Source organism: Thermus albus (genome assembly GCF_022760855.1).
Lineage (GTDB): Bacteria > Deinococcota > Deinococci > Deinococcales > Thermaceae > Thermus > Thermus albus.
Genome location: NZ_JAKTNR010000001.1, coordinates 107,898 through 133,609 on the forward strand (window position 1 = coordinate 107,898; position 25,712 = coordinate 133,609).

Here is a 25,712-nt window from a genome sequence, read left to right on the forward strand (position 1 = left end):
GGGCGGTATGTACATCGTCATCGCCGGGGGCGGGGAGGTAGGCGGGGAGCTGGCCCGCACCCTGGAAAAGGCTCATGAGGTGGTGGTTCTGGACCGCAACCCTCAGGCCAAGGAGCGCTTTGCCCATCTGGACGTAAAGGTGGTGGTGGGCGGGGCCACGGACCCGGACGCCCTTAGGGAGGCGGGGGTGGACCGGGCGGACCTCTTCATCGCCAGCACGGATTCCGACGAGGTGAACCTCCTGGCCTCCCTTCTGGCCAAGGGCCTGGGGGCCAAGGAGACCCTCTGCTTTGTGGGCAAGGGAGGGTATGTGGAGGTGCTCACCGACCCCCGTACCGCCGAGATCCTGGGTACCCGCATCGACAAGGTCCTCTGGCCGCAAAGGGCCATGGCCCGGGAGATCGTGGAGGTGATCCTGGTCCCCGGGGCTGTGGACACCGAGGTGCTGGCGGAGGGACGGCTCCGCTTTGTGGAGTACCGGGTGAAGGAGGGTGGCCCCTACGCCCACCGGCTTCTCGCTGAGCTTCCCTGGCCCGAGGGGGTCTTGGTGGTGGGGGTGGTGCGGGAGGGGGCCTTTTGGAGCTTTGCCCACCCCGAGTACCCCGAGGTCATCCTGGAGCCTGGGGACAAAATCCTCTTCGTCACCACCTTACGGGCTTTCCCCGAGCTGGAGGCCTGTTTCGCCACGGGGCGGGGGGTGCGGAGGGTGATGGTCATCGGTGGGGGCAACGTGGGCTTCATGGTGGCCCAGGAGCTTTTAAGGCGGCGCCTGGAGGTGGTGATCATCGAGCCCAACCGCGAGCGGTGCGAATGGCTTTCCCAGGAGCTTCCCGGCGCCCTCATTATCCAGGGGGACGGTACCGATCTGGAGCTCTTGGAGGCGGAGGGGTTGCAGGAAGCCGATGCGGTGGTGGCGGTGACCGACAACGACGAGAAGAACCTCCTGGCTTCCTTGCTGGCCAAGCAGCTTGGGGTAGGCAAGGTGATCACCCGGGTTTCCCGCTCGGAGACCCGCAGGCTCTTTGAACAGGTGGGTATAGACCTCCCCCTCACCCCCCGCCAGGCGGCGGTGCGGGCGGTATTGGACTACCTGGGGCCGGAAAACGTGGAGCATGTGTCCACCATGGACGAGAACATTGAGCTCTTAGAGGTGGAGCTTCCGGAAAGCTTTAGGCCTAGGTACCTGAAGGCTTTGGCCACGTCCCAGGTGGCCCCGGTGGCCCTGGAGCGCGACCATCGGGTGATGCTCTACCGCGAGGACCTCGAGGCCCTTCCCAACGACCGACTCTTTTTGGTGGTGGCCCGGGAGGTGGCGGATGAAGCCGTGGCCCGCATCGTCGGCTAGGCAAGGGTTTCGCTCCAGCCTGTACCTCCTGGGCTTGACGTATCAGGGTCTCGGCCTTCTCATGCTGGCCTTTGCCCTCTTGGCCCTGGGCTGGAAGGAGGACGCCAAGGGGTTTCTCCTGGGGGCGGTGCTGGGGATAGGGTTGGGCAAGGCCCTGCAGGGGGTGGGGCATCCCCAGGCCCAACCGCCCCGGGCCGAGGTCTTTGCCGCCGTGGCCCTGCTGTGGCTGATGGTGCCCGCCCTGGGGGCCATACCCTACTGGATCTCTGGGGGGCTGGGCTACCTGGATGCTCTTTTTGAGGCTTTTTCCGGCTTCACCACCACCGGGGCCACGGTGCTTGCGGATTTTGGGCAGTTTGGCCAAAGCCTCTTTCTTTGGCGGAGCTTTACCCAGTGGATGGGGGGCATCGGCATCGTGGTGCTCTTCCTGGGCGTCTTTCCCCAGCTTCAAGTGGCGGGTCGCCAGGCCTTCTTCGCCGAGAGCACGGGGGTGGAGAAGGAGAGGCTCACCCCCAGGCTTCGCCACACCGCCCAGGCGGTCTTGCGGGTGTACCTGACCCTTACCGCTTTGGCCTTTTTGGCCTACTGGTGGGCGGGCATACCCGTCTTTGAGGCCTTGGCCAACGCCCTCACCACCACCCCAGCGGGGGGGTTCAGCCCCAACCCGCAAAGCTTCGCCACCTACCCCCTCCTTGCCCAGTGGCTGGGTAGCTTCTTCATGTTTTTGGCGGGGGTGAACTTCCTGCTGCAGTACCGCCTTTTCTTCGGGCGGGAGATCAAGCCCCTCCTCAAGGATGCGGAGTTCCAGGCCTATGTGTTGCTGGTGCTCCTGGCGGGCTCGCTCCTATCCCTTTACCTGTATACCCACCACATGTATGGCCTCGAGGCCAGCCTCCGCCACGCCTTTTTTCAGGTGATCTCCATCATCACCACCACCGGCTTCGCCAGCGTGGACTTTGCCCAGTGGGTGGTACCGGCCCAGGCCATCCTGGTGATCCTGATGTTTGTGGGGGGAAGTGCCGGCTCGGGGGCGGGAGGCATCAAGGTGGTGCGCTGGCTTCTCCTCTTCGGCCTTCTCCGGCGAGAAATCACCCGCACCCTTCACCCCAGGGCGGTCCTTCCCCTGCGCCTGGGCCACCGGGTGGTTCCCGAGGAGGCCTTGTGGCAGGTTTCCGTGTTCATTTTCCTTTACACCCTTCTCTTTGGTTTCGGTACCCTGACCCTGGCGCTTTTGGAAGGGGATTTTGTGAAGGCTTTTACCGCCAGTGCCCAGGCCATCGGTAACATCGGCCCAGGGCTAGGTTCGGTGGGGCCTATGGGTTCCTATGCTGAGCTTCACCCCCTTTCCAAGCTGATTCTGATCCTGCAGATGTGGGTGGGCCGGATTGAGATCCTGCCGGTGGTGCTCCTCTTTAGCCCGGAACTATGGCGGCGCTTGCGCTAAGCGGGGAAGGCCTGCTGCCTGGAATAAGGCCGTTATGCTTCCCTAAGGGGGGCGTTGGAGCCTCGAGGAGGAGCGGGTATAATCCCCTTTGTGAAGGTACTGGGACACCTTACCGCTATGCCCGAGCTTCCCGAGGCCCTTAAGGGTTTAAGGAAGCTGGCCTATAACCTTTGGTGGAGTTGGAACCCAGAGGCAGCCGAACTCTTTCAGGAGATAAACCCCCAGCTTTGGAAGCGCTTCCGTGGGAACCCGGTCAAGCTTCTTCTGGAAGTGGACCCGCCCCGTTTGGAGGTCCTCACCGCCACCAGTTACCCAGCCCGGGTCCAGGCGGTGGTGGCGGCCTTGGACAGCTATCTAAAGGATCGGGAGAGGAAGGAAGGGCCGCTAGTGGCCTACTTCTCGGCAGAGTATGGGTTTCATAGCTCCTTGCCCATCTACTCCGGGGGGCTTGGGGTCCTGGCGGGGGACCACATCAAGGCGGCCAGCGACCTGGGCTTGAACTTGGTGGGAGTAGGGATTTTCTACCACGAGGGCTACTTCCACCAGCGCCTGTCCCCGGAGGGGGTCCAGGTGGAGGTTTACGAAACCCTTCACCCAGAGGAGCTTCCCCTTTTGCCTGTGCAGGATCAGGAGGGCCACCCCGTGAGGGTGGGGCTGGAGTTTCCGGGCCGCACCGTATGGCTCGGGGCCTATCGGGTGCAGGTGGGGGCGGTACCTGTCTACCTTCTCACCGCAAATCTGCCCGAAAATACTCCCGAAGACCGGGCCATCACCGCCAGGCTTTATGCCCCAGGCCTGGAGACGCGCATCCAGCAGGAAATGGTTTTGGGCATTGGGGGAGTGAGGCTTCTCAGGGCCTTGGGGCTTAACCCCCAGGTCTTCCACATGAACGAGGGGCACTCCGCCTTTTTGGGGCTGGAGCGGATACGGGAACTGGTGGCCGAGGGGCATCCCTTTCCTGTGGCCCTAGAGCTGGCCAAAGCGGGAGCCCTTTTCACCACCCACACCCCCGTGCCTGCGGGCCATGATACCTTCCCCTTGGATCTTGTGGGCCGTTACCTGCATGGCTTTTGGGAAAGAATGGGCACGGACTGGGAGGGGTTTGTGGCCTTGGGTTTGGAGGAGAAGCCCTGGGGCAAGGTCTTTTCCATGTCCAATCTGGCCCTTCGGACCAGCGCCCAGGCGGGAGGGGTTTCTCGTCTCCACGGGGAGGTTTCCCGGGAGATGTTCCACCATCTATGGCCGGGGCTTTTGCGGGAGGAGGTGCCCATTGGCCATATCACCAATGGGGTTCACACCTGGACCTTCCTGCATCCCAGGCTTCGCCGCCACTACGCGGAGGTCTTCGGCCCGGATTGGCTAAGGCGGCCCGAGGACCCAGCCACCTGGAAGGTGGAGGGGTTGGGGGAGGAATTTTGGCGCATTCACCGGGACCTCCGGGCGGATTTGGTGCGCGAGGTGCGCCTGCGCCTTTACGAGCAACGGCGTAGAAATGGGGAAAGCCCAAGCCGTCTACGCCAGGCGGAACGGGTTTTGGATCCGGAGGCGCTTACCGTGGGTTTTGCCCGGCGGTTTGCCACTTACAAGCGGGCGGTTCTCCTTTTCAAGGACCCGGAGAGGCTTCTAAAGCTTCTTCAAGGCCCTTATCCCGTACAGTTTGTCTTTGCGGGGAAGGCCCACCCCAAGGACGAGCCCGGTAAGGCTTACCTTCAGGAGCTGGTGGCCAAGATCAAGGAGTATGGCCTCGAGGACCGCATGGTGGTCCTGGAGGACTACGACATGTACCTGGCCCGGGTCTTGGTGCACGGCTCGGACGTCTGGCTCAACACCCCCCGCCGGCCTATGGAAGCTTCCGGAACCAGTGGAATGAAGGCCGCCCTGAACGGGGTCTTGAACCTGAGCGTTCTAGACGGCTGGTGGGCCGAGGCCTATAACGGCAAGAACGGCTTTGCCATCGGCGATGATCGGGTTTACGAGAACGAGGAGGCCCAGGACATGGCGGACGCCCAGGCCCTGTATGACGTGCTGGAGGGCGAGGTCCTCCCCCTTTTCTACGCTAAGGGTCCTGAGGGCTACTCTTCCGGTTGGCTTTCCATGGTCCACGAGAGCCTGCGCACCGTGGGCCCTCGCTTCAGCGCCGCCCGCATGGTGGGGGAGTACCTGAGGCTATACCGCCAGGGCCAGGTCTGGGCGGAGAGTGCACGGGGCCATGAGAGGGTGCTTCAAGCCTTTCATCGGGCATTTCCCGCCTTCTATACCCTGGGCCTCAGGGCCGAGGCCCCGGGGGACCTAACCCTAAACGGCGAGCCCGTGCAGGTGCGGGCCTATGTGGAGGGGGAGATTCCCGAGGCCCTAAGGCCTTTTTTGGAGGTCCAGCTGGTGGTGCGCCGTTCAGGGGGTGGGCTGGAGCTGATTCCCATGACCCAAGGGGAGGGAGGAAGGTACGCGGTTTCTTACCGGCCCTCGCGCCCAGGAAGTTATGCCTATGGGGTGAGGTTGGCCCTTAAGCATCCCATCACCCATCGGGTGGAGTGGGTGCGCTGGGCTTAACGGCGCATGGGAAAAGGGGCCTCGGTTGCCTCGAGGCCCCTTGGCCGTGGCCCCTTTTACTTCTCGGGGAGGGTTTGCAGGTAGGCAAGGAGGTCTTGAAGTTGGGACCGGAGGAGGAAGGAGAACCCAGGCATGACAAAGTTGCCAGGCTGGCCGTTGAGGATCTTGTGGAGGGTCTCCTGGGGATTTGCCTTGGCTAAGGTCCCCACGTATTCGGGGTTCTCCGGGGTGAGGAAGTTGATGGCCCGGCCGTCTTGACCATGGCAGGAGGCGCATACCCGGCAAGGTGCTTGTCTCTTTTCTTGACCCTCGAGGCCTAGCCGGTATAATCAGCCCGTGTTACAAAGGAGGTGGGGTGTGAAAAGGTGGCTTTTGGTGCTTGGGGTACTGGGTCTAGCCATGGGCTTGGCCCAGGTGCGCACCCTGGACCAGATTAAGCGTTCGGGGGAGATCCGTATCGGTACGGAAGGAGAGTTTCCTCCTTTCAACTACTTTGACCAGAAAAACCAGCTCACCGGTTTTGAGATTGACCTGGGGAACGCCCTTGCCAAGAGGTTGGGGCTAAAGCCCGTTTGGATTACCCAGGCCTTTGATAGCCTTCTCATTCAGCTGAACCAAGGGCGGTTTGACTTCGTCATTGCCTCCCACGGCATCACCGAGGAGCGGGCCAAGGCCGTGGACTTCACCAATCCCCACTACTGCACGGGCGGGGTTATCGTGAGCAAGAGGGGTGGGCCAAAGACGGCCAAGGACCTCCAGGGCAAGGTGGTGGGGGTGCAGATTGGCACCACCTATATGGAAGCAGCTCAGAAAATCCCCGGCATCAAGCAGGTGCGCACCTATCAGAAGGACCCCGATGCCCTGCAGGACCTGTTGGCTGGCCGCCTGGATGCCTGGATCACCGACCGCTTTGTGGCCAAGGAGGCCATCAAGGAGCGCAAGCTGGAAAATACCCTCCAGGTGGGGGAGCTGGTCTTCCAGGAAAGGGTGGCCATGGCGGTGGCCAAGGGCAACAAGAGCCTGCTTCAGGCCCTTAACCAAGCCCTTGCCGACCTGATGAAGGACGGCACCTACGCCCAGATCAGCAAGCAGTGGTTTGGGGAGGACGTGCGCTGCAAGTAGGCCTCGTGTGGGCCCGGGGTAGTAGGATGCCCTGGGCCCTTTTCCTGCCTTAACCATGCCCCTTTGGTTGCGGATTCCCCTGCTCCTTGCCCTCCTCATCGGGGGGTATTTCGGCTTGTTTGCCCTTTTGGGCGTGGCATTGGAGCGTTATTTCCTCCTCATGGGGTTTGGTCCCGAGCGGGCCGCCTCCGCGGGCGCGGCCATGGCCCTGGGGGCGGAGATCACCCTAAAGCTCACTTTGATCTCCAGCTTGGCGGGGCTGGTCATCGGTGTGTTTGCCGGGATGTTCCGCCTCTCTCGCCGCCTTTGGGTGCAGCTTCCCGCCAGCTTCTACATCTGGGTCACCCGCGGCACACCCCTTTTGGTGCAGATCCTCTTCGCCTACAATGCCTTGCCCCTTTTGCTTCAGCCCCTCTGGCCCGCGGCCCAGCAGGTTCTCACCCCTTACTGGGCGGCTTTCATTGCCCTTTCCTTCAACGTGGGGGCCTACAACGCCGAGGTGGTGCGGGCGGGGATCCAGGCCATCCCCAAGGGGCAGTGGGAGGCTGCCTGGTCCTTGGGGCTTACCCCAGCGGACACCATGCGCTTTGTGATCCTGCCCCAGGCCTTGCGCATCGTGGTGCCCCCTTTGGTGAACAACGTGGTGGCCCTTCTCAAGGACTCTTCCCTGGCCAGCGTGATCGCCCTCACCGAGCTAGCCCTTTCCGGGCAGCGCATCATCTCCGCCACCTTCCGGCCCGTGGAGGTGTACTTGGCGGTGGCCGCCATCTATCTGCTCCTCACCACCATCCTCACCTTTTTTACCAACCTCCTGGAGAAACGCCTCCAGGTGGCCACGCGTTAGGGCTTGCGGCCCGGGGGAAGGTATGGGTATACTGCCTTGGGCGTTAAGGAGGTGTGGGTTTATGCGGACACGGAACCTGTTGTTGGCAGGGCTTGCCTTTCTAGGTCTGGGCCTAGCCCAGGAGTTTATCACCATTGGCTCGGGTTCCACCACGGGGGTCTACTTCCCCGTGGCCACGGGTATGGCCAAGCTGGTGAACGATGCGGGTGTGGGCATCCGGGCCAATGCCCGTTCCACTGGCGGAAGCGTGGCCAACATCAACGCCATCGCCGCCGGGGAGTTTGAGATGGCCTTGGCCCAGAACGACATCGCCTACTATGCCTACCAAGGGTGTTGCATCACGGCCTTTGACGGCAAGCCGGTGAAGGGCATCCGGGCCTTGGCAGCCCTTTACCCCGAGGTGGTGCATATCGTGGCCCGGGCGGATGCGGGCATCCGCACCGTGGCCGACCTCAAGGGCAAGCGGGTGGTGGTGGGCGACGTGGGCTCGGGCACTGAGCAGAACGCCCGGCAGATCCTCGAGGCCTACGGCCTCCGCTTTGAGGACCTGGGCCAGGCCATCCGGGTGAGCGCCACCCAGGGCATCCAGCTCATGCAGGACAAGCGGGCGGATGCCCTTTTCTACACCGTGGGCCTGGGGGCTAGCGCCATCCAGCAGCTGGCCTTGACCACGCCCATCACCCTGGTGGCGGTGGACCTGGCCAAGGTGCAGGCCATCGCCAAGAAGTACCCCTTCTACGTGGGCTTCAACATTCCCGGGGGGACCTACAAGGGGGTGGACGTGACCACGCCCACGGTGGCGGTGCAGGCTATGCTCATCGCCTCGGAGAAGCTTTCCCCCGATACCGTATACAGGTTCATGAAGGCGGTCTTCGGCAACCCGGAGGCCTTTAAGAAGATCCATCCCAATCTGGAGCGTTTCTTCAGCCTCCAGAAGGCGGCGAAAGGTCTTCCCATTCCCTTGCATCCGGGGGCGGAGCGCTTCTACAAGGAGATTGGGGTCCTCAAGTAGGCGCTTGGCTAGACCCTGGGGGCCCCGCCTGGGGCCCCTTTTGCCTGGAGGAAGCATGGACAATGCCTCGTTGCTGGTGGAGGAAAGCGAGCTGGGGGGGCGGAGGCCCAAGGGAGGTAGCCGGTACCTCCTCTTCGGCCTGGGAGTCATCTGGAGCCTTTTCCAGCTTTGGGCCACCGAGCTGGGTACCCTGGACCCCATGCGGCTCAGGGCGGTCCACCTAGCCTTTGCCCTGGCCTTAGCCTTTCTCGCTTACCCGGGGAGGCGGGGTCCGAGGGATCGCATTCCCCTACTGGATTGGGTCCTGGCCCTTCTTGGGGTGGTGGGGGCCCTCTACGTGGTCTGGGATTACTACGGCATCACCCAGCTCAGGGGGGGTATTCCCAGCCACCGGGATGTCTACCTGGGGACCCTAACCCTTCTGGTCCTCTTCCTGGCGGCCTGGAGGGTGGTGGGGCCGGCTTTGCCCATCATCGCTTCGGTTTTCGTCCTCTACGCCCTCACGGGGCCCAAGGGGCTTCTGCCCTTTACCCTTCCTCCCTGGCTCCAGCTCCATGCGGGCAGCCAGTGGGGCCAGCTCATGGGGCAGCTTTACACCACCGCCGAGGGCATCTGGGGGGTGCCCTTGGGGGTTTCCGCCACCTTTGTCTTCCTTTTCGTCCTGTTTGGGGCCCTTTTGGAGAAGGCGGGGGCGGGGCACTTTTTCATACAGGTGGCCTATGCCCTTCTGGGCCACTTCCGCGGGGGGCCGGCCAAGGCGGCGGTGGTGGCCAGCGCCCTCACGGGGGTGGTCTCGGGGAGCTCGGTTTCCAACGTGGTCACCACCGGGACCTTCACCATCCCGCTGATGAAGCGGGTGGGCTATCCGCCGGAGAAGGCGGGGGCGGTGGAGGTGGCCAGCTCCTCCAACGGCCAGCTGATGCCCCCGGTGATGGGGGCGGCCGCCTTCATCATGGCGGAGTTTTTGGGGATTCCCTATAGCCAGCTGATCCTCATTGCCTTGATCCCCGCGGTGTTAGCCTACGCCACCTTGTTCATCACCGTGCACCTCGAGGCCCTTCACCTGGGCCTGAAGGGGGTGCCGCGTTCGGAGCTTCCTCCCGTGGGCCCCATTCTGCGTTCGGGTTTCCACTACCTGTTGCCCCTTGTCTACCTGATCTACGCCCTGGTGGGCTTGCGCCTTACGCCCGAGCGGGCAGCCCTGAACACCGTCTTTTTCATGCTACTTCTCATCCTTCTCCAGGAGGTGTGGCGGGCCCGGAGGAGTGGGGTGGGCTTGGGCTTTGGCCTGGTGCGGGGTGGGAGGCTCATCCTGGAGGGCCTCGAGGCGGGGGCCAGGGGCATGGTGGGCATCGCCTTGGCCACGGCCAGCGCCGGGGTCATCGTGGGCATCGTCACCATGACCGGGATTGGCTTTGGCCTCACGGACATTGTGGAGCGCCTTTCGGGGGGAAACCTTATCCTGGTCCTGATCCTGGCCCAGATCACCAGCCTCCTCCTGGGCATGGGCCTTCCCACCACCGCCAACTACATCGTCATGGCCTCCTTGGTGGTGCCGGTGGTGCTCCAGTTGGCGGAGAAGGCCGGGTATGCGGTGCCTCCCGTGGCCGCCCACATGTTCGTCTTTTACTTCGGCATCATGGCCGACTCCACCCCTCCCGTGGCCTTGGCCGCCTATGCCGCCAGCGCCATCGCCAAGTCGGATTTCTGGAAAACGGCGGTCCAGGGTTTCGTGTATGAGCTTCGCACCGCCCTGCTTGCCTACATGTTCTTCTTCAGCCCCAAACTTCTTCTTCTGGGGGTGGAAAGCCTGGGAGAGGGGGTGGGGATCGTCCTTTCCGCCCTTTTGGGCATGACCGCCTTCAGCGCCAGCCTGGTGGGCTTCCTGCACAAGCGCACCACCCTCCTGGAGAGGGCCCTTCTCATGGCGGCCGCCCTCACCCTGGTGGTGCCCGGCCTCCTTACGGATGCCATAGGCCTGGCGCTCTTCCTCCTGGTCTACGCCATACAGCGGGTGAGAAAATGAAAGCGGTGGACCCCATCATCCGCATCCACAACCTGCACAAGTGGTTTGGCCCCCTGCACGTGCTCAAGGGGATCCACCTGGAGGTGGCTCCTGGGGAGAAGCTGGTGATCATCGGCCCCTCGGGCTCGGGGAAGAGCACCCTGATCCGGTGCATCAATCGTCTGGAGGACTTCCAGGAGGGGGAGGTGGTGGTGGACGGGCTTAACGTGAAGGACGAAAGGGCCCTAAGGCAGGTGCGGCGGGAGGTGGGGATGGTCTTCCAGCAGTTCAACCTGTTTCCCCACCTGACGGTGTTGGAGAACATCACCCTGGCCCCCATGCGGGTGCGGGGGTGGCCGAGGGAGAAGGCGGAGGGCAAGGCCTTGGAACTTTTGGAGCGGGTGGGGATTCTGGACCAGGCCAGGAAGTACCCAGCCCAGCTTTCAGGGGGGCAGCAGCAGCGGGTGGCCATCGCCCGGGCCTTGGCCATGGAGCCCAAGGTGATGCTGTTTGATGAGCCCACGAGTGCTTTGGACCCGGAGATGGTGGGGGAGGTGTTGGACGTGATGCGGGACCTGGCCCGTGGGGGGATGACCATGCTGGTGGTGACCCACGAGATGGGCTTTGCCCGGGAGGTGGCGGACCGGGTGATCTTCATGGACGGGGGCCAGATCGTGGAGGAGGGGAGGCCGGGGGAGATCTTCACCCAGCCCAAGGAGGGGAGGACCCGGGCCTTCCTGGAGCGGGTGCTCCACCACTAGCCATGCCTGGTCCTAGGCTTGGCCAGGGGCTTTGGGAGGCCTTACGAGCCCTGCAAGACCCCAAGGCACCCCCGGCCTTGCGGTTAAGGGGACTGAGGCTCTATGCGGGATTTCTCCTCTCCCTTCAAGGGCTCTTGCTCCTCCTTCTGGCCTGGGTGCTTCCCCGGGCGGCGCACCCCTTTCTGTGGGCCTTGGCCTTAGGAGGAGGCGCATGGCTTCTGGCCCAGGCCCAGGGGACCTTGGGACAGGAGGAGCCCTTGGCTCCCTTGGTGGCCGTGGGTTTGGGGGCCGCCCTTTTCTTTTTCCTGGGGGTGATGGGCCTTCTTCTTTGGCCTGGGGGCTCCCTGCTTTGGGGATTGGGGATGGCGGGCTTCGCCTACCTCTGGCGCCGGGCCGCCTTAGCCTTAACCCAAGGGGGCTAAGGCCGGACCCTCAGGGCGAGGGCTAGGTCTTTTAGGCGAATCTGGGCTAAGGCGCGGATTTCCTTTAGGCGTTCCTGGGCCCGCTTTCTGCCAAGCTCATAGACCAAGGGGATTTTTTCGTGGTCAAAGGTGTCAATGGCCATGGGGGGATTGAGGGCCAGGACCAGGTCGGCCTCTCGCAGGGCCCGGTCCTTCAGCCGTCTGCGGCTGGCCTCGCCCGCAAGGAGGGCGGCTTCCAAGGCGGTCTTAGGGCCTTCCTGGGGTGGGGGGTTGGATACGTCCACGGCCACCACCTTGGGAAAGAGGGCCTTGGCCGCCCCTACGGGCACCTTCTCGGCCACATCCCCGTCCACCAAAAGCCTACCTTCCCAAGTTACCGGGGGAAAGAGGCCGGGTATGGCCATGCTGGCCAGGACGGCCCTCCACACGGGTCCCTTGCGGAGGACGATGGTCTCCCCGGTGAGGAGATCCGCCGCTTGGATGGCCAGGGGGATGGGGCTATCCTCGAGGCGGGCTTCCCCAAAAAGGCCCTGCAATCCCGTGGCGAGCCTTTCCGCTTCAAAAAGGTGGGGACGGCGGAAGGCGGAGAATAGCTTGGCCAGGGTCCGGAGGTTACCGCCTCGGCGGAGGCCGGCGATCTCCCGGTCAAAGATGGCCTCGTGTACCCTCCAGGGGTCCTTGTGGCCAAAGGCATAGGCGGCAGCGGCCAAGGCGCCCGCAGAGCTTCCCGCAAGCCCCCGGATGGGGATTCTGGCCTCCTCCAACACCGCCAACACCCCCAGGTGGGCGTACCCGCGGACACCACCGCCACCTAAGGCTATGGCTACGCCATACACGGCTAGTAACCAAGACCCAGTTCTTGGGCTTCCTCGGTCAGCTCCTTGAGGATTCTTTCACCTTCCTGCCGGCTCCTTTCTTTGTACGCCAGCAAATCCCGAGCTTTAATCCGCCTGTGGGTACCTACCTTACGGTACGGTATCTTGCCCTCTTCTAGAAGACGGATAAGGTAGGGCCGGGAAATCCCTAGCAAGTCCGCGGCTTGTTGCGTGGTGAGCTCAGCTTCAAGAGGGACGACCACCACGGGCTCTCCGCTAGCCAAGGGCTCGAGGTAGCGTTGCAGGGCCTCTAACAGGCCAGGGGTCAAAGGGAGGGTATAGTCGCTGATCCTAAGCGCGTTGCCTTGAGAAAGGGCGCTCAGAAGGGCGCGGATTTCCTTCTGTTCTGCTGGATTTACCGACACGGGCACCAACATAGCAACCCCATAGTAGCATATAAACGCAACAAACGCAACACCCTATCTAGAGCATATTGCGGAACTCCTTTACGGCCTGCGCGAAGCGTCTCAAGCCGGATCGCTCAAGGCTAGCCAGAAAATCCTCTTGGCTCAAGGGGGGGTTCTTCAGGTGCGCTCTTTGCTCCCTTAACACATCCAGGAGCTCTTTGGGGATTCCCCTTTTTCTGATGAGGAGATCCATAATCTCCATCAGGTATTCGTCGGGATGGTAGGCTATAAGGTCCCAACGTTCCAGAATCTCCTGGGGGAAATCCTTTGTATTAAAGGTCAGGATGGCCTCGGCCTTGCCCACTATGGCTGCGGCCACCACGTGGCGGTCGTTTTCGTCAGGAATATCAATGTACGCAAGCAGGTACTCGTAATCGGTTACTAGGGGCTCCTGACTTTCCAGCGCATCGGCCATTCGCAAGGGTATCTTCCTTAAGCCTTGTAAGCTGAGTTCGGGCCGCCTTTTTACAAGGTTTTCTATCCACTCATCGTGGACCTTCTGGTTCCAACGTAAGCGAATAAGGCCTTTTAGGGCCAACCGCATGAAAATGTCTCGGATAGGAGCGGGATAGAGAACGCACGCATCTAAAAAAACCACGTGGGGTAGGGGTGGGCGGTTCATGGGATTTATGATATAGGGGCATGCGTGGTCGGCCTAATCTTGACCAAGTGAGCGGAGTACTGGGGGCCATTGCCCGCAGGCGGGCCGAGGAGGTGGTGCCCCGCCCCCTTCCCCCTTTTCCCGAAACCCTGCCCTCCTTCCGGGAGGCCCTTCTCCAGCCAGGGCTTTCCGTCATCGCCGAGGTGAAGAAGGCGAGCCCTTCGCAAGGAGCCATTAGGGAGATAGACCCCGCCGAGGCGGCCCAGGCCTACGCCCGGGGTGGGGCCAGGGCCATCAGCGTCCTTACGGAGCCCCACCGCTTTGGGGGTAGCCTCGAGGACCTCCTTCGGGTCCGCCAGGCGGTGGACCTACCCCTTTTGCGCAAGGACTTCGTGGTGGACCCCTTCATGCTAAAGGAGGCCCGGGCCTATGGGGCCAGCGCCGTCCTCCTCATCGTGGCCCTCTTGGGGGAGCTCACAGGGGCCTATTTGGAGGAAGCAAAAAAGCTTGGTCTGGACGCCCTGGTGGAGGTGCACACGGAAGAGGAACTGGAGCTAGCCCTCGAGGCGGGGGCCAGTATCGTGGGCATCAACAACCGCAACCTCACCACCTTGGAGATTGACCTGGCCACGGCCCCGAGGCTCGGCCGTTTAGCCCGGAGGAGGGGGTTTAGCGGGGTCTTGGTGGCGGAATCGGGGTATTCCCGCAAGGCGGAGCTGAAGGCTTTGGAAGGGCTCTTTGATGCTGTTCTCATCGGCACCAGCCTCATGCGAAGCCCAAGCCTGGAGGAGGCCCTAAGGGCCTTGGTAGGATAACTCCATGTTGCTGATTCCCGCCGTGGACCTTAAAGGGGGCAAGGCGGTCCGCCTCTACGAGGGGGACCCTGAAAGAGAGACCCAGTACGGGGACCCGGTGGCCGCCGCCTTGCGCTGGCAGGAGGAAGGGGCTAGGCTTCTCCACCTGGTGGACCTGGACCGGGCCTTGGGGAGGGGGGATAACCTCGAGGCCCTTCGCCGCATCGCCCAAGCCCTCCGTATCCCCTTCCAAGTGGGGGGTGGGATCCGATCCTTGGAGGCCTTGCGGGAGATTCTCGCCCTGGGCGCTTCCCGGGTGGTGGTGGGTACGGTGGCGGTAAAGGATCCTGCCCTCTTGGAGGCCATGCTGGAGGCGGTGGGTCCGGCCAGGTTGGTGGTGGCCTTGGATGCCCGGGGCCTCGAGGTGGTGGTCTCGGGTTGGCTGGAGGCGGCCTCCCTTTCCGCCCTGGACCTCTTTAGGCGTTGGGAAGCCATGGGGGTGCGCACGGTGATCTACACCGATGTGCGGCGGGATGGGACGCTGAAGGGCCTGGACCTGGAGGTGGTGGCCCGGGTACGGGAGGCTTGGCCCCACGAGCTCATTGCGGGCGGGGGCATTGCTGGCCCGGAGGACCTTTTAGGCTTAAAGCGCCTGGGGGTGGAAGGCGCCCTTTTGGGCAAAGCCCTCTACGAGGGGCGGGTGCGCCTAACCGACTACAAGGAAGGGGTAATCTAAGGCCATGAAGCTGGCGAACTGGGTTTTCCTTCTGGCCACCTTGGGGGTGGCGGGTGCGGGATTTTACCTGTACCTGGCCTTTCCCTTCCTGGAGGTGCCCACGCCTTGGGGACCCTGGCCCCTTTACTATCTTCTTCCGGGGGCCTATGCCCTAGGCGTGTTGGTGGGGGGGGTTTATGCCCTTGCCCTTTGGCTATGGGGCGTGGGGGAGAGGCGCGCCCTTCTAAGGGAGGTGCGGCGGCTTCAGGGGGAGATCAACGCCTTAAAGCGGGAACGCATAGAGGAGATTCCCAAAATCCCCGATCGGGAAGAGGTATAGCCATCCCCGCGCTGCGGGGCTAGAGGAAGGAGGCTTAGGAGGTGGTATGAGGGATCGGGTGCGCTGGCATCTTCTTCCCCTGCCGCCTGTGAGGGAGTGGCGGGAGTTGATGGAGGCTTTGGGGGTGGGGCCTGAGGCCGCCTTGGCCTACTGGCACCGGGGCGTGCGCCGGCCGGAGGACCTGCAACCCACCTTGGGCCTTCTTCCCCTGCGGGGCCTGTCGGAGGCGGTGGAGCTTCTCCTGGGGGCGCTAAAGGGGAAAAAGCGTATTCGTGTCCATGGGGACTACGACGCCGACGGGCTGACGGGAACCGCCATCCTGGTGCGGGGCCTCAGGGCCTTGGGGGCGGAGGTCCACCCCTTCATCCCCCATCGCCTCGAGGAGGGGTATGGCATTCATCCCGCCCGTATTCCGGAGCACCGGGAAGCGGCGGACGTTTTCCTGACGGTGGACTGCGGTATCGCCAACCACGCCGAGGTTCGGGAGCTTGTGGAAAACGGGGTGGAGGTCCTGGTAACCGACCACCACGCGCCCCGCGATACCCCTCCTCCGGGCCTGATCCTCCATCCCGCCTACACCCCGGACCTTAAGGAGCACCCCACGGGAGCGGGGGTGGCCTTTTTGCTCCTTTGGGCCCTTTATGAAAGGTTGGGCCTGCCCCCACCCCTGGAGTATGCCGACCTGGCAGCGGTGGGCACCATCGCCGACGTGGCCCCCCTTTGGGGGTGGAACCGGGCTTTGGTGCGGGAAGGGCTTGCCCGCCTTAGGGAGTCCTCCATCCTTGGGCTTCGCCTACTGGCGGAAAGCGTGGGCTACACGGGGAAAGCGGTGGAGGTGGCCTTCCGCATCGCTCCCCGCATCAATGCGGCAAGCCGTCTGGGGGAGGCGGAGAAGGCCCTCAGGCTTCTCCTCACCGAGGACGAGGAGGAGGCCAGGGGCTTGGTGGAGGAGCTCCATCGGCTGAACGCCCGCCGCCAGGCCTTAGAGGAGGAGATGCTCAAAAGGCTCCTCCCCCAGGCGGACCCCGAGGCCAAGGCCGTCGTCCTCCACGACCCCGAGGGGCACCCGGGGGTGATGGGCATCGTGGCGAGCCGTATCCTCGAGGCCACCTTGCGCCCCGTCTTCATCGTGGCCAAGGGGAAGGGCACGGTGCGGAGCCTTCCGCCCATCAGCGCCGTGGAGGCCCTAAGGAGTGCCGAGGACCTCCTTTTGCGCTTTGGCGGCCACCGGGAAGCCGCCGGGTTTGCCTTGGACGAGGCCCGCTTCCCTGCCTTTAGGAAACGGGTTGAGGCCTTTGCCGCCTCCTTTTCCGACCCCGTGCGGGAAGTGCCTCTTGTAGGGCTTTTACCCCCTTTGGCGTCACTTCCGGACCTTTACCAAGCCTTGTTGGCCTTAGAGCCCTTTGGGGAAGGGAATCCCGAGCCCCTCTTCCTCCTCCAAGGCTCCCCGGAGGAGGCCCGCTCCATGGGGGAGGGGAAGCACCTCGCCTTCCGCCTGCAGGGGGTTAGGGTGGTGGCCTGGCGCATGGGGGAGCGGGTGGATTCCTTGCCCCCTGAACTTGAGGCGGCGGTGTTGCTTATGGAAAACCGCTGGAACGGCACCCTGTCCTATGAGGCCCAAGCCCTGGACTTCCGGGAGCCGGGGGATCTGGAAGGCGGGATACCCCCCTTTGCCTATCCCATCCTTTTGCCGGAGGCCTTGGCCAGGGCCAAGGCGGGGGAAGGGGTTTATGTGCCCGAGGATAACCTCGAGGGGCTGGAGTACGCAAAAAAGGCGGGGTTCCGTTTGCTGCCCCCCAAGGAGGCCTCCCTTTGGCTGGGCCTGCCGCCTTTTCCCGTGGAGATGTCCCCCGTTTACGTGGCCTTAGGAACGGCCACCCAGAGGCGACTCGCCGCTTGGCCTATCCTGGACACCCCAGAGGACCAGCTTAGGGCCTTGGTGGGGCAGAGGCTTCTCTTCGCCTACCAGAGGAAGCACGCCCCTCTTTTCAGCGAGGCCCTTTTGGCCTACTGGGCGGTGGGGCAGACGCTTTTGCCTGAAGAGGGGGTGAAGGGTGTATAAACAACCTCGGGAAGTACATGAGGCCAGGATCTACACCCAGGCCTACCGGGTCTACGGCCTCATCTACCTGGTACCGGGGGCCGGTACCGCGGATCTCCTAAACCAGGAGAGGTCCTATCTGCCGGTTACAGGAGCGCTCCTTTACGCCCCAGGCTATGCCCACCCCCCGGAGGCCAAGGACCTTAAGGCCAGCACGGGTTTTCTCGCCCTGCGGAAGGAGCGGATCCTGTGGGTGGTGGGTGGCAAACCCAGCGAACCCCGCACCAGCCCCAGCCTATTGGAAAGGCGGAAGCTTGCCTTCCTCTACGGGGACTACCTCCTTGCGGGCGATCTTCTGCTTCCCCGGGGGGTGCGGCTTTCCGACCACCTTTCCCAGGCTAAGCCTTTTCAGAGCCTTCTGGAGGCTAAACTCTACGCCCTCGTCCCCGGAAAACCCATTGTGGGCCTCGAGCCCACGGAGAGCTTTTCCTTCATCACCGTAAACCTACGCCTAGCCGAGGCGGTGGCCGAGGCCCCCGGGGAAGCCCAGGACCCCCGGCTCACCCTATTTGGCTGAGGGCTTCCCGGATCCGCTCCATCTGGGCCAGGTTTTCCCTAAGCCTTTCCTCCTCCGCCTCCACCACCTCCTTGGGGGCTTTTTCCCGGAAGCCAGGGGCGGAAAGCTTCCTCTGGCTCCTTTGCACCAGGTCCGTAAGCTCCTTAAGCCGCTTTTCCTGACGGCGCTTCCACTCCTCCACATCCAAGAGGCCTTCTAGGGGCATGCGCACCGTCACCTTGGGCATGGCCTTCACCAGGGCTTTCCCAGGACGGTTTTCCAGGAGCTCAGCCCGGGATAGAAAGCGGAACACCTCTAGGTTATCCCAAAGGGGTGCGGCCTCTCCTTCCACGAACACCCGCACCTCCTGGGCCAAGGGAAGCCCGGCTTCGGCCTTTAGGGCTCGTACGGCGGTCACTGCCTGTTTCAGGACTTCAAATCGGGCTTCGGCTTCCTGGTCCGTGGCCGTGGCCTGGGGCCAGGCCTCCAGGGCAAGCTCTTCCTTTCCGGTGAGGGCCTGGTAAAGCTCGCTGGTGAGGAAGGGCATGATGGGGTGGAGGAGCTTGAGAAGGGTGGCGAGGGCGTCCTGCAGGGTCATGAGGGTGTGGGCATTCCCTGCCCTGAGGGCTGGCTTGCTGGCCTCCAGGTACCAATCGCAGAACTCGCTCCAGACCAGCTCGTACACCTCCCGGGCCGCCTGGGCCAGGTCCAGGCTTTCGTAGAGGGCGGTGATCTCCCGCACACCCCGGCCTAGGCGGCTTTGCATCCAACGGTCCGCCAGGGTAGGGGTGTCGGTTTGCCCTTGGAAAGATTCCCGGCTTAGGAGGACGAAACGGGCGGCGTTGTAGAGCTTGTTAGCGAAGTTCCTGGCCATCTCCAGCCACCGGAGGTCCAGCCGGATGTCCTGGCCCCCCGTGGCCAAGTAGGTGAGGGCGAAGCGCAGGGCATCGGCCCCATAGCGCTCCACCATCTCCAAGGGGTCTATCACGTTCCCCTTGGACTTGGACATCTTCTGGCCCTTTTCATCCAGCACTAGGCCGTGGAGGAGCACGGTCTTAAAGGGCCGTTCCCCCCGGAAGTGGTAACCGGATACCTCCATCCGGCTCACCCAGAGGAAAAGAATGTCGTAGCCCGTCACCAGGACATCGCCCGGATAGAAGGCCTTGAGGTCTTCCGTCTCCTCCGGCCAGCCCAGGGTGGAAAGGGGCCAGAGGGCCGAGGAAAACCAAGTGTCAAACACGTCCTCGTCCCGCTTGAGGTTAGGGCTTCCGCAGGTTTCGCAGGTGCTGGGGTCTTCCAGGTAGCGCTCAGGGCGGGGGACGTTAACGGCACCGCAATCCTGGCAGTACCAGGCAGGGATCTGGTGCCCCCACCAAAGCTGGCGGGAGATGTTCCAGTCGCGCACGTTTCTCAGCCAGTCCAGGTTGACCTTTTTCCAGCGTTCGGGTACGAAGGCGATCTCATCCCTCTCCAGACCCCTTATCACCTTCTCCGCCAGGGGTTTCATGGAAAGCCACCATTGGGGGAAGATGGCGTACTCCAAAGGGGTGCCGCACCGGGAGCAGGTGGCCATCTGGATGGTGTACTCCTCCTCCTTGAGGAGGTGGCCTGCCTCCCGGAAAAGTTCCACCGCCTTTTTCCGGGCCTCAAACCGGTCCAGGCCCAGGAGGGCCTCCGGCACCCTTTCCCCTTCCATCCGGCCTTCCAGGTTGATGACGGAAACCGCCTTCAGTCCGTGCCGTTCGCCGATCTCGTAGTCCAAGGGGTCGTGGGCGGGGGTGACCTTAAGGGCCCCGGTGCCGAACTCCCGCTCCACGGCGCTGTCGGCCAAAATGGGTATCCAGATGTCCGTGAGGGGGATGCGGGCCCTTTTGCCGATGAGGTGCCGGTAGCGCTCGTCCTCGGGGTGGACGGCGATGGCCTGGTCGGCGAAGACCGTCTCCGGCCTCACGGTGGCGATGGCGATGCTTCCCCCTCCTTCCACCGGGTAGGCCAGGGTGTACAGCTTGCCCGGGGTGGGCTCGGTTTCCACCTCCAGGTCCGAAAGGGTGGTCTCGCACCGGGGGCACCAGTTCACCAGGCGGGGGGCGCGGTAGGCCAGCCCCTCGTGGTAGTAGCGGCTAAAGGCGTAGCGCACCGCCTTGGAGCGGGCCTCGTCCATGGTGAAGGCCTCCCGGCTCCAGTCGGCGCTGGCCCCCAGGCGCTTGAGTTGCTTCAGGATGGTTCCCCCGGACTCCTCCTTCCATTCCCAGACCCGTTTCAAGAAGGCCTCCCGGCCCAGGTGGTGCCGGGTCTTCCCCTCCTTAAGCAGAAGCCTTTCCACCACCACCTGGGTGGCGATGCCCGCATGGTCGGTGCCGGGTAGCCAGACGGCCTCGTAGCCCTGCATGCGCTTATAGCGGATGAGGGCATCCTGCAGGGAGTTGTCCAAGGCATGGCCCATGTGCAGGCTACCCGTAACGTTGGGAGGAGGCATGAAGATGACAAAGGGCGTTTTGCCGCTTTTGGGGTTGGCCACAAAGGGGTTGTTCGCCCACTTCTCCGCCCACTTGGGTTCCACGGTTTTGGGGTCGTAGGCCTTGGGTAGGTCCATGCTGTCGGATAGTTTACCCAAGCCGGGAAGGGTTTGGGGTGCGGGGATGGGGCCCATGGCAAAGGCCGCCCAGGCGCCCATGCCCTTTGCCACCTATTTGCGGGTTCCCCTCACGCTATGGCCGGGGCCAGGAAGGTCCCTAACCTCCTCCAGAACCTGGCCTGTAAGGAAGGGTGATCCTACCTTGCCCGGAAGCCACCCTGGACCTAATGGCCCCCTACGAGGGGGTGGAGCCCGAAAGGGCGTAGAGGTAGTAATGGCCCTCTCCCAGGTCAAAGAAGGCCTCCTCATAGGCTAGGCCTTCAATGGCGGTGTCTGGGGGGATGGTCAGAGGGGTTTCCCCCACCCATAGGCCCTCAGGGGTAAGGCGGAGGATGCCTTGGGCCAACTCCTGAGCCTCCGCCTCGGGGTCGTTGAGGGGCGTGTAGAGGAGGCGCACGGGAAGGCCTTCCAGGCTATGGAGCACGTTGCTCCTGTCTCGGAAGGGTGCCCGGTGAAGGAGGCGTTCCTCCACGGGGGCGATCTCGCCCAAAAGGGCGTAGCGGTCCAGGGGCAAAAGGGCCTTGCCGCTTTCCAGGAGGACCAGGAAGCGGGTACGGTCCTCCTCCGAGAGGAGGACCGGGGCTTTATGCGGGCCCACCTTGGGGTCCTGGTCCAGCCTCTCCTTTTGCAGGAGGGCTTTGGCGGCTTCCAGAGCCTCCTCGCGGGTTTTGTAGAGGCTATAGGGGTTTACCTTGAAAAGGAGGTCATAACCCCGGGGCCCCTGGACCAGCCAGGCCAGGTGGAGTTCATAAAAGGGTTGTTTTTGCCATTCAGGGTACATGCCGCCTCATTTTAGGCCAAGGGGGTCCTTTGGGTTAGAATCGTGAGTCCACCCCTTGCCCAAAAGCCTCCCCGGGTATACCCTGAGCCCGGTATGGCGCTTACGGAAGAAAGGGTCCTCGAGGCCCTGCGCACGGTGATGGACCCCGAGCTGGGGAAGGACCTGGTCTCCTTGGGCATGGTGGGAGAAATACGGCTGGAGGGAAGCCGGGTGGACCTCCTTATCCGCCTCACCACCCCCGCCTGTCCCCTAAAGGGCCAGATTGAGGCGGATATAAGGCAAGCCCTCCATCCCTTGGGAGTGGAGGAGGTGCGGGTGCGCTTTGGCGGAGGGGTGAAGGCCCCCGAGCAGTACCCCATCCCCGGGGTGAAGCACGTGGTGGCGGTGGGCTCGGGCAAGGGCGGGGTAGGCAAGAGCACCGTGGCCGCTAACCTGGCCCTGGCCCTTCTCCAGGAGGGGGCCAGGGTGGGGCTTTTGGATGCCGACCTCTACGGGCCCAGCCAGGCCAAGATGTTCGGCCTGGAGGGGGAGAGGCTTAAGGTGGACCAAAACCGCAAGATTCTGCCCCTCGAGGCCTTTGGCCTCAAGGTCCTCTCCATCGCCAACATCGTTCCTCCGGGCCAGGCCATGATCTGGCGGGGGCCCATCCTCCACGGCACCATCAAGCAGTTCTTGGAGGATGTGAACTGGGGGGAGCTGGACTACTTGGTGGTGGACCTTCCCCCTGGGACGGGGGATGTTCAGCTTTCCCTTACCCAGCTCACCCAGGTTTCGGGCGGGGTCATCGTCACCACTCCCCAGGAGGTGGCCCTGATTGATGCCGAAAGGGCTGCCGACATGTTCAAGAAGGTGCAGGTGCCCGTGCTGGGGGTGGTGGAGAACATGAGCCACTTCCTCTGCCCCCATTGCGGTAAGCCCACCCCCATCTTTGGGGAAGGGGGAGGCAGGCGGCTTGCGGAGAAGCTCAAGACCCGCTTCCTGGGGGAGATTCCCCTCACTCTGCCCTTGCGGGAAAGCGGGGATCGGGGAAGGCCCATCCTGGTGGAGGATCCGGAGGGCCTCGAGGCGGAGGCCTTCCGGAGGGCGGCCCGGGAGCTGGCTGCTGCCTTGAGCGTGCAGGCCTTTATCGCCCTGCCCATGGCCTAAGATGGCCTTAGTCCTGGAGAGCACCAAGGAGCGGGTTCTAGACCTCTTGAGGCTCAGGCCCCACACGGCCAAGGAGGTGGCGGAGGCTTTGGGGGTGAGCCGGGTGGCGGCCTTAAAGCACCTCCGGGACCTCGAGGCCCGGGGCCTGGTGCGCTCGGAGGTGAGGAAGTGCCTGGGCCGAGGCCGGCCCTACCGCCTTTACGTGGCCCAAGACAGGGAGGCCCCCTACGCCGCCCTGTGCGGGGATGTGCTTAAAGGGGTGGAAAGGGTTCTGGGCCGGGAGGGGGTGGTGCGCCTTCTCTTGGAAAGGAACCGGAGGCTGTTTGCCCCCCTGAATCTGGAGGCCCTGTCCTTACGGGATCGGCTTACCCGCCTGGCCCAGTTCCTTCGGGAGCAGGGCTACGAGGCGGAGGTGGTGGAGGACGAGGGGAAGCTGTACCTCTGCCAGAAGCGTTGCCCCAAGCTGGCCCTTTCCCGGGAGCACGAGGCCCTTTGCCAAAGTGAGCTTCTCGCCTACCAGGAGTTATTGGGCCTGCCTCTTCAGCGGGAGGAGAGGCTGGCGGAGGGGGGGAACTGTTGCCGTTACCGGGTAGAATAGCGGGGTGTGGGTTTACCGCCTCAAGGGCACGGCGGCAGAGCTGGACCCCCTGGTCCCGGAACTCTTCGATCGGGGGGCCCGGGGCCTCGAGGAGCGGGAGGGGGAGGTATGGGCCTATTTCCCCGCTCCCGTGGACCTTCCCTTTGGGGGGGTGTGGGAGGAGCTCCCCGACGAGGATTGGCTTGCTGCCTGGCGCAGGGACCTTAGGCCGGTAAGGGCGGGGCCCTTTTGGGTCTTGGCCCCCTGGCATTCCCCCGAAGGCCAAGGCATCCCCTTGGTGATAGAGCCGGGAATGGCCTTCGGCACCGGGCACCACGAGACCACCCGTCTGGCCCTTTCCGCCTTGGCCCGCCATTTGCGCCCTGGGGAGAAGGTGCTGGATTTGGGCACGGGCTCGGGCATCCTGGCCATCGCCGCCGCGAAGCTGGGTGGGGAAGCCTTGGGGGTGGACATTGACGAAGCCGTCCTCCCCCAGGCGGAGGAAAACGCCAGGAGGAACGGGGTTAGGGTGCGCTTCCTCCGGGGAAGCCTGGGGGAAGCCCTACCCTATGGCCCCTTTGACCTTTTGGTGGCCAACCTGTTTGCGGAGCTTCACCAGGAGCTGGCCCCCCGGTACCGCCAGGCCCTGGCCCCTGGGGGAAGGCTTCTCCTCACGGGGATCCTGGCGGAAAAGGCCTCCTGGGTGAAGGAGGCCATGGCGAAGGCGGGACCCACCTTTCTGGAAGAGGAGAGGGAGGGGGAGTGGGTCCTCTTGGCCTACAGGGGGTAAGGCATGCGCCCGCACCGCGCCTATAGCCCAGGCCTTACCGGGGTGCTCTCCTTGAGGGAAAGCCGGCACCTCCTCGAGGTCCTAAGGGCCCAGGTGGGGGACCGGTTCACCGTCTTTGATGCCGAACGGGAGGCCTTGGCGGAGGTGGTGGAGCTGGGCCCCCCGGTGCGCTACCGCATCCTGGAGGAGCGCCGCCCCGAAAGGGAGGTGGGGGTGGAGGTGGCCCTTTACCCCGCCCTCCTCAAGGGCGATAAGCTTTCCGAGGTGGTGCGCGCGGCCACGGAGCTAGGGGCCACCCGCATCCAGCCTCTTATCACCCGGCATAGCGTGCCCAAGGAGATGGGGGAGGGAAAGCTAAGGAGGCTTCAGGCCATCGCCGTGGAGGCGGCCAAACAGTCAGGAAGGCTTAGGGTGCCCGAGGTGCTGCCGCCCATTCCCCTAGGTTCCGTCCCTCCGGTGGAACAGGGTATGGTGGCCCATCTGGGAGCAAGAAGCCTGGTGCGGGAGGTGTTGGGCCTTGGAAAACCCCTGGCCTTGGCCGTGGGGCCGGAAGGGGGGTTTGCCGAGGAGGAGGTGGAGTTTCTTCAGGAAAGGGGCTTTACTCCGGTTTCCCTGGGCCGCAGGATTCTGCGGGCGGAAACCGCGGCCATCGCCCTCCTCGCCCTTTGCACGGCGGGGGAGGGGAGATGAGGCTAGGGTGGCTCTTGGGGGTTCTTCTCCTCCTGGCGGGGTGCCGCTACACCTTCTTGCCTCTGGACCCGGGTAAACCCTTGCCGCCGGAAAGGCCTTTTGTGGTGGCCCGCCTGGAGCAAGGCGCGGGCGAGGCCCACCTGCTGCTCCGCGTGGAACGCCTTCCCCGGGCGGGGTACCTTCACCTTAAATGGTTCCGGGAGGAGACCTTGGTTCAGGAGAGGGCCTTGTTCCTGGAGAAGGAGGGTCTTTATCGGTTGAGCTTTCCCCTGGGGGAGGGGTACCACCGCCTGGTGGGGCTTTGGGAAGGCGGGGTGCTCTTCCAGCTGGACCTGGGAACCCCCAGCCTACCGGACCCCGATCAGGAGGAGGAAAAGGGGAATCGTTAGGAAGGATAAAAAGGTGGAAACCACCACGCTCCTCGCCACCCGGTTGGCCTCGCTGCCGAACTCCCGGGTGAGGAGAAAGGCGTTCACCGCCACTGGGGTGGCGGACTGCAACACCAGGACCTGATGTTCCAGGCGGGGAAGTCCAAGGGCGAGCCCGACTCCAAAGGCTAGAAAGGGTGCCAAAAGGAGCCTTAGGAAGCTGGTTAGGCCCTCAAAGGCCCCGATGGCAAAGCGGGTTTGGCCCATTTGCATTCCCAGGGTCAGGAGAAGGACGGGGATGGCGGCCTGGCCCATGAGGCGCACCCCTTCATCCAAGCGGAAGGGGAGGCTAATCCCCAAGGCTTTTAGCATCAGGCTCAGGAAAAGGGCGTGGAAAAGGGGTAGGCGTAGGGTGAAAAGAAGCCCCTCCCTAAGGCTTCCGCCCCGGATAAAGGCCGGTCCCAGCCCGAACATCACCACGCTGGAGAGGATGAAGTAGACCACGGCCCGCCTTAAGCCCTCCTCCCCTAGGGCGAAATAGACCAGGGAGAGGCCCATGTTGCCGGAGTTGGGGAAGAGGCTACTCACTAAAAGCCCCTTGGTGACGTCGGGGGAAAGGCGGAGGAGCTTTCCCGCTCCCTGGATGGTCAGAAAGAGGAGAACGTAGGTAAGGGTAAAGCCTAGGGTCAGTCCCCAAAGGCCTTCCCGGGAGTACTCCGCCCGGTACATGGCGTCAAAGATGAGGGCCGGCACCAGGAGGTATAAGGTAAGGCGGCTTAGGGTGGTGAGGTCCATGGGGATGCGCTTGCCCAACAGGTAACCGGCCAAAACCACCAAGGCCACGGGGAGCACGGTGTTGAGGAGAGCCTGCATGTGGGGCATTCTAAAGGC

The 25,712-nt window shown here is 63.6% G+C and carries 25 protein-coding genes and 1 pseudogene; 19 read left to right on the forward strand and 7 right to left on the reverse strand.

Annotation, left to right across the window (positions count from 1 at the left end; translation table 11 throughout):
- Positions 1–7 precede the first annotated feature (7 nt).
- The 3 genes from trkA (at position 8) to glgP (ending at position 5,339) form a co-directional block, all read left to right on the forward strand.
- On the forward strand, positions 8–1,345 hold the full coding sequence (gene trkA / locus L0D18_RS00565) for a Trk system potassium transporter TrkA (protein ID WP_243026722.1): 1,338 nt from the start codon (positions 8–10) through the stop codon (positions 1,343–1,345).
- Positions 1,317–2,789 (forward strand): TrkH family potassium uptake protein, encoded by a 1,473-nt coding sequence (locus L0D18_RS00570; protein ID WP_243026723.1) that lies wholly within the window; start codon positions 1,317–1,319, stop codon positions 2,787–2,789. The genes trkA and L0D18_RS00570 overlap by 29 nt, the downstream gene beginning before the upstream one ends.
- A gap of 90 nt (positions 2,790–2,879) precedes the next feature.
- The gene (glgP, locus tag L0D18_RS00575) at positions 2,880–5,339 is read left to right on the forward strand and encodes an alpha-glucan family phosphorylase (protein ID WP_243026724.1); all 2,460 of its coding nucleotides are present in this window, start codon (positions 2,880–2,882) and stop codon (positions 5,337–5,339) included.
- 56 nt (positions 5,340–5,395) lie between these two features.
- On the opposite strand, the pseudogene L0D18_RS11995 reads toward glgP, so the two are convergent.
- Positions 5,396–5,605 (reverse strand): annotated as a pseudogene (locus tag L0D18_RS11995) (c-type cytochrome); the annotation flags it as partial.
- Between the two features lie 133 nt (positions 5,606–5,738).
- Here L0D18_RS11995 and L0D18_RS00580 point away from each other — a divergent pair.
- The 6 genes from L0D18_RS00580 to L0D18_RS00605 all read left to right on the forward strand — a co-directional run bounded on the left by L0D18_RS00580 (position 5,739) and on the right by L0D18_RS00605 (position 11,505).
- Positions 5,739–6,461, forward strand: a complete 723-nt coding sequence (locus L0D18_RS00580; protein ID WP_279232090.1) for an ABC transporter substrate-binding protein — start codon at positions 5,739–5,741, stop codon at positions 6,459–6,461.
- Between the two features lie 55 nt (positions 6,462–6,516).
- Positions 6,517–7,305: an amino acid ABC transporter permease gene (locus L0D18_RS00585; RefSeq protein ID WP_243026726.1), complete on the forward strand. Its 789-nt coding sequence runs from the start codon at positions 6,517–6,519 to the stop codon at positions 7,303–7,305.
- A 61-nt stretch (positions 7,306–7,366) separates the two neighbouring features.
- Positions 7,367–8,317, forward strand: a complete 951-nt coding sequence (locus L0D18_RS00590) for a TAXI family TRAP transporter solute-binding subunit (protein ID WP_243026727.1) — start codon at positions 7,367–7,369, stop codon at positions 8,315–8,317.
- 55 nt (positions 8,318–8,372) lie between these two features.
- A complete protein-coding gene (locus L0D18_RS00595) occupies positions 8,373–10,343 on the forward strand; it encodes a TRAP transporter permease (protein ID WP_243026728.1) in 1,971 nt (656 codons plus the stop codon).
- On the forward strand, positions 10,340–11,083 hold the full coding sequence (locus L0D18_RS00600; protein WP_279232065.1) for an amino acid ABC transporter ATP-binding protein: 744 nt from the start codon (positions 10,340–10,342) through the stop codon (positions 11,081–11,083). Before L0D18_RS00595 ends, L0D18_RS00600 begins: the two co-directional genes overlap by 4 nt.
- Positions 11,084–11,085: 2 nt before the next feature.
- Entirely contained in the window at positions 11,086–11,505 is a 420-nt protein-coding gene (locus L0D18_RS00605; protein WP_243026729.1) for a hypothetical protein, read from the forward strand.
- Here the strand turns inward: L0D18_RS00605 and L0D18_RS00610 are convergent.
- From L0D18_RS00610 to L0D18_RS00620, 3 genes are read right to left on the reverse strand one after another with little or no spacing between them, the layout of a single operon-like run.
- Positions 11,502–12,341: a patatin-like phospholipase family protein gene (locus L0D18_RS00610; protein WP_243026730.1), complete on the reverse strand. Its 840-nt coding sequence runs from the start codon at positions 12,339–12,341 to the stop codon at positions 11,502–11,504. The two genes, L0D18_RS00605 and L0D18_RS00610, sit on opposite strands and share 4 nt — an antisense overlap.
- 2 nt (positions 12,342–12,343) lie before the next feature.
- A complete protein-coding gene (locus L0D18_RS00615) occupies positions 12,344–12,757 on the reverse strand; it encodes a helix-turn-helix domain-containing protein (RefSeq protein WP_243026731.1) in 414 nt (137 codons plus the stop codon).
- 46 nt (positions 12,758–12,803) lie between these two features.
- Positions 12,804–13,409 carry a PIN domain-containing protein gene (locus tag L0D18_RS00620; protein ID WP_279232066.1) on the reverse strand — a complete coding sequence of 202 codons (606 nt, stop codon included), beginning with the start codon at positions 13,407–13,409 and terminating at the stop codon, positions 12,804–12,806.
- Between the two features lie 20 nt (positions 13,410–13,429).
- Here L0D18_RS00620 and trpC point away from each other — a divergent pair, with 20 nt between their 5' ends.
- From trpC to L0D18_RS00645, 5 genes are read left to right on the forward strand one after another with little or no spacing between them, the layout of a single operon-like run.
- On the forward strand, positions 13,430–14,203 hold the full coding sequence (gene trpC / locus L0D18_RS00625; protein WP_243026732.1) for an indole-3-glycerol phosphate synthase TrpC: 774 nt from the start codon (positions 13,430–13,432) through the stop codon (positions 14,201–14,203).
- Between the two features lie 4 nt (positions 14,204–14,207).
- On the forward strand, positions 14,208–14,918 hold the full coding sequence (gene hisA / locus L0D18_RS00630; protein ID WP_243026733.1) for a 1-(5-phosphoribosyl)-5-[(5-phosphoribosylamino)methylideneamino]imidazole-4-carboxamide isomerase: 711 nt from the start codon (positions 14,208–14,210) through the stop codon (positions 14,916–14,918).
- Between the two features lie 4 nt (positions 14,919–14,922).
- The gene (locus L0D18_RS00635) at positions 14,923–15,237 is read left to right on the forward strand and encodes a LapA family protein (protein ID WP_243026734.1); all 315 of its coding nucleotides are present in this window, start codon (positions 14,923–14,925) and stop codon (positions 15,235–15,237) included.
- Between the two features lie 46 nt (positions 15,238–15,283).
- Positions 15,284–17,299: a single-stranded-DNA-specific exonuclease RecJ gene (locus L0D18_RS00640; RefSeq protein ID WP_243026735.1), complete on the forward strand. Its 2,016-nt coding sequence runs from the start codon at positions 15,284–15,286 to the stop codon at positions 17,297–17,299.
- Entirely contained in the window at positions 17,292–17,855 is a 564-nt protein-coding gene (locus tag L0D18_RS00645; RefSeq protein WP_243026736.1) for a DUF6812 domain-containing protein, read from the forward strand. Before L0D18_RS00640 ends, L0D18_RS00645 begins: the two co-directional genes overlap by 8 nt.
- Here L0D18_RS00645 and L0D18_RS00650 read toward each other — a convergent pair.
- On the reverse strand, positions 17,839–20,427 hold the full coding sequence (locus tag L0D18_RS00650; protein WP_243027030.1) for a valine--tRNA ligase: 2,589 nt from the start codon (positions 20,425–20,427) through the stop codon (positions 17,839–17,841). The genes L0D18_RS00645 and L0D18_RS00650 overlap by 17 nt on opposite strands.
- 217 nt (positions 20,428–20,644) lie before the next feature.
- Entirely contained in the window at positions 20,645–21,250 is a 606-nt protein-coding gene (locus L0D18_RS00655; protein ID WP_243026737.1) for a hypothetical protein, read from the reverse strand.
- Between the two features lie 93 nt (positions 21,251–21,343).
- Here L0D18_RS00655 and L0D18_RS00660 point away from each other — a divergent pair, with 93 nt between their 5' ends.
- Genes L0D18_RS00660 through L0D18_RS00680 form a run of 5 tightly spaced genes read left to right on the forward strand, consistent with a single transcriptional unit; the run spans position 21,344 to position 24,842 of the window.
- On the forward strand, positions 21,344–22,396 hold the full coding sequence (locus L0D18_RS00660; RefSeq protein WP_243026738.1) for an Mrp/NBP35 family ATP-binding protein: 1,053 nt from the start codon (positions 21,344–21,346) through the stop codon (positions 22,394–22,396).
- A gap of 1 nt (position 22,397) precedes the next feature.
- Entirely contained in the window at positions 22,398–22,994 is a 597-nt protein-coding gene (locus tag L0D18_RS00665) for a helix-turn-helix transcriptional regulator (RefSeq protein WP_243026739.1), read from the forward strand.
- Positions 22,995–22,998: 4 nt separating this feature from the next.
- Positions 22,999–23,763, forward strand: a complete 765-nt coding sequence (locus L0D18_RS00670) for a 50S ribosomal protein L11 methyltransferase (RefSeq protein ID WP_243026740.1) — start codon at positions 22,999–23,001, stop codon at positions 23,761–23,763.
- Positions 23,764–23,766: 3 nt separating this feature from the next.
- Positions 23,767–24,453, forward strand: a complete 687-nt coding sequence (locus tag L0D18_RS00675; protein ID WP_243026741.1) for a 16S rRNA (uracil(1498)-N(3))-methyltransferase — start codon at positions 23,767–23,769, stop codon at positions 24,451–24,453.
- A complete protein-coding gene (locus tag L0D18_RS00680; protein WP_243026742.1) occupies positions 24,450–24,842 on the forward strand; it encodes a hypothetical protein in 393 nt (130 codons plus the stop codon). Before L0D18_RS00675 ends, L0D18_RS00680 begins: the two co-directional genes overlap by 4 nt.
- Here the strand turns inward: L0D18_RS00680 and L0D18_RS00685 are convergent.
- On the reverse strand, positions 24,801–25,703 hold the full coding sequence (locus L0D18_RS00685) for an AEC family transporter (protein ID WP_243026743.1): 903 nt from the start codon (positions 25,701–25,703) through the stop codon (positions 24,801–24,803). The two genes, L0D18_RS00680 and L0D18_RS00685, sit on opposite strands and share 42 nt — an antisense overlap.
- Positions 25,704–25,712 lie beyond the last annotated feature (9 nt).

Coding starts and splice junctions, on each gene's coding strand:
- L0D18_RS00615 (WP_243026731.1), bottom strand. CDS start 12,757: ATGTTGGTGCCCGTGTCGGTAAATCCAGCAGAACAGAAGGAAATCCGC.
- L0D18_RS00680 (WP_243026742.1), top strand. CDS start 24,450: ATGAGGCTAGGGTGGCTCTTGGGGGTTCTTCTCCTCCTGGCGGGGTGC.
- L0D18_RS00635 (WP_243026734.1), top strand. CDS start 14,923: ATGAAGCTGGCGAACTGGGTTTTCCTTCTGGCCACCTTGGGGGTGGCG.
- L0D18_RS00580 (WP_279232090.1), top strand. CDS start 5,739: ATGGGCTTGGCCCAGGTGCGCACCCTGGACCAGATTAAGCGTTCGGGG.
- trkA (WP_243026722.1), top strand. CDS start 8: ATGTACATCGTCATCGCCGGGGGCGGGGAGGTAGGCGGGGAGCTGGCC.
- L0D18_RS00570 (WP_243026723.1), top strand. CDS start 1,317: ATGAAGCCGTGGCCCGCATCGTCGGCTAGGCAAGGGTTTCGCTCCAGC.
- L0D18_RS00650 (WP_243027030.1), bottom strand. CDS start 20,427: ATGGACCTACCCAAGGCCTACGACCCCAAAACCGTGGAACCCAAGTGG.
- L0D18_RS00665 (WP_243026739.1), top strand. CDS start 22,398: ATGGCCTTAGTCCTGGAGAGCACCAAGGAGCGGGTTCTAGACCTCTTG.
- L0D18_RS00590 (WP_243026727.1), top strand. CDS start 7,367: ATGCGGACACGGAACCTGTTGTTGGCAGGGCTTGCCTTTCTAGGTCTG.
- L0D18_RS00600 (WP_279232065.1), top strand. CDS start 10,340: ATGAAAGCGGTGGACCCCATCATCCGCATCCACAACCTGCACAAGTGG.
- L0D18_RS00585 (WP_243026726.1), top strand. CDS start 6,517: ATGCCCCTTTGGTTGCGGATTCCCCTGCTCCTTGCCCTCCTCATCGGG.
- L0D18_RS00595 (WP_243026728.1), top strand. CDS start 8,373: ATGGACAATGCCTCGTTGCTGGTGGAGGAAAGCGAGCTGGGGGGGCGG.
- L0D18_RS00660 (WP_243026738.1), top strand. CDS start 21,344: ATGGCGCTTACGGAAGAAAGGGTCCTCGAGGCCCTGCGCACGGTGATG.
- L0D18_RS00675 (WP_243026741.1), top strand. CDS start 23,767: ATGCGCCCGCACCGCGCCTATAGCCCAGGCCTTACCGGGGTGCTCTCC.
- hisA (WP_243026733.1), top strand. CDS start 14,208: ATGTTGCTGATTCCCGCCGTGGACCTTAAAGGGGGCAAGGCGGTCCGC.
- L0D18_RS00640 (WP_243026735.1), top strand. CDS start 15,284: ATGAGGGATCGGGTGCGCTGGCATCTTCTTCCCCTGCCGCCTGTGAGG.
- L0D18_RS00620 (WP_279232066.1), bottom strand. CDS start 13,409: ATGAACCGCCCACCCCTACCCCACGTGGTTTTTTTAGATGCGTGCGTT.
- L0D18_RS00605 (WP_243026729.1), top strand. CDS start 11,086: ATGCCTGGTCCTAGGCTTGGCCAGGGGCTTTGGGAGGCCTTACGAGCC.
- L0D18_RS00685 (WP_243026743.1), bottom strand. CDS start 25,703: ATGCCCCACATGCAGGCTCTCCTCAACACCGTGCTCCCCGTGGCCTTG.
- trpC (WP_243026732.1), top strand. CDS start 13,430: ATGCGTGGTCGGCCTAATCTTGACCAAGTGAGCGGAGTACTGGGGGCC.
- L0D18_RS00655 (WP_243026737.1), bottom strand. CDS start 21,250: ATGTACCCTGAATGGCAAAAACAACCCTTTTATGAACTCCACCTGGCC.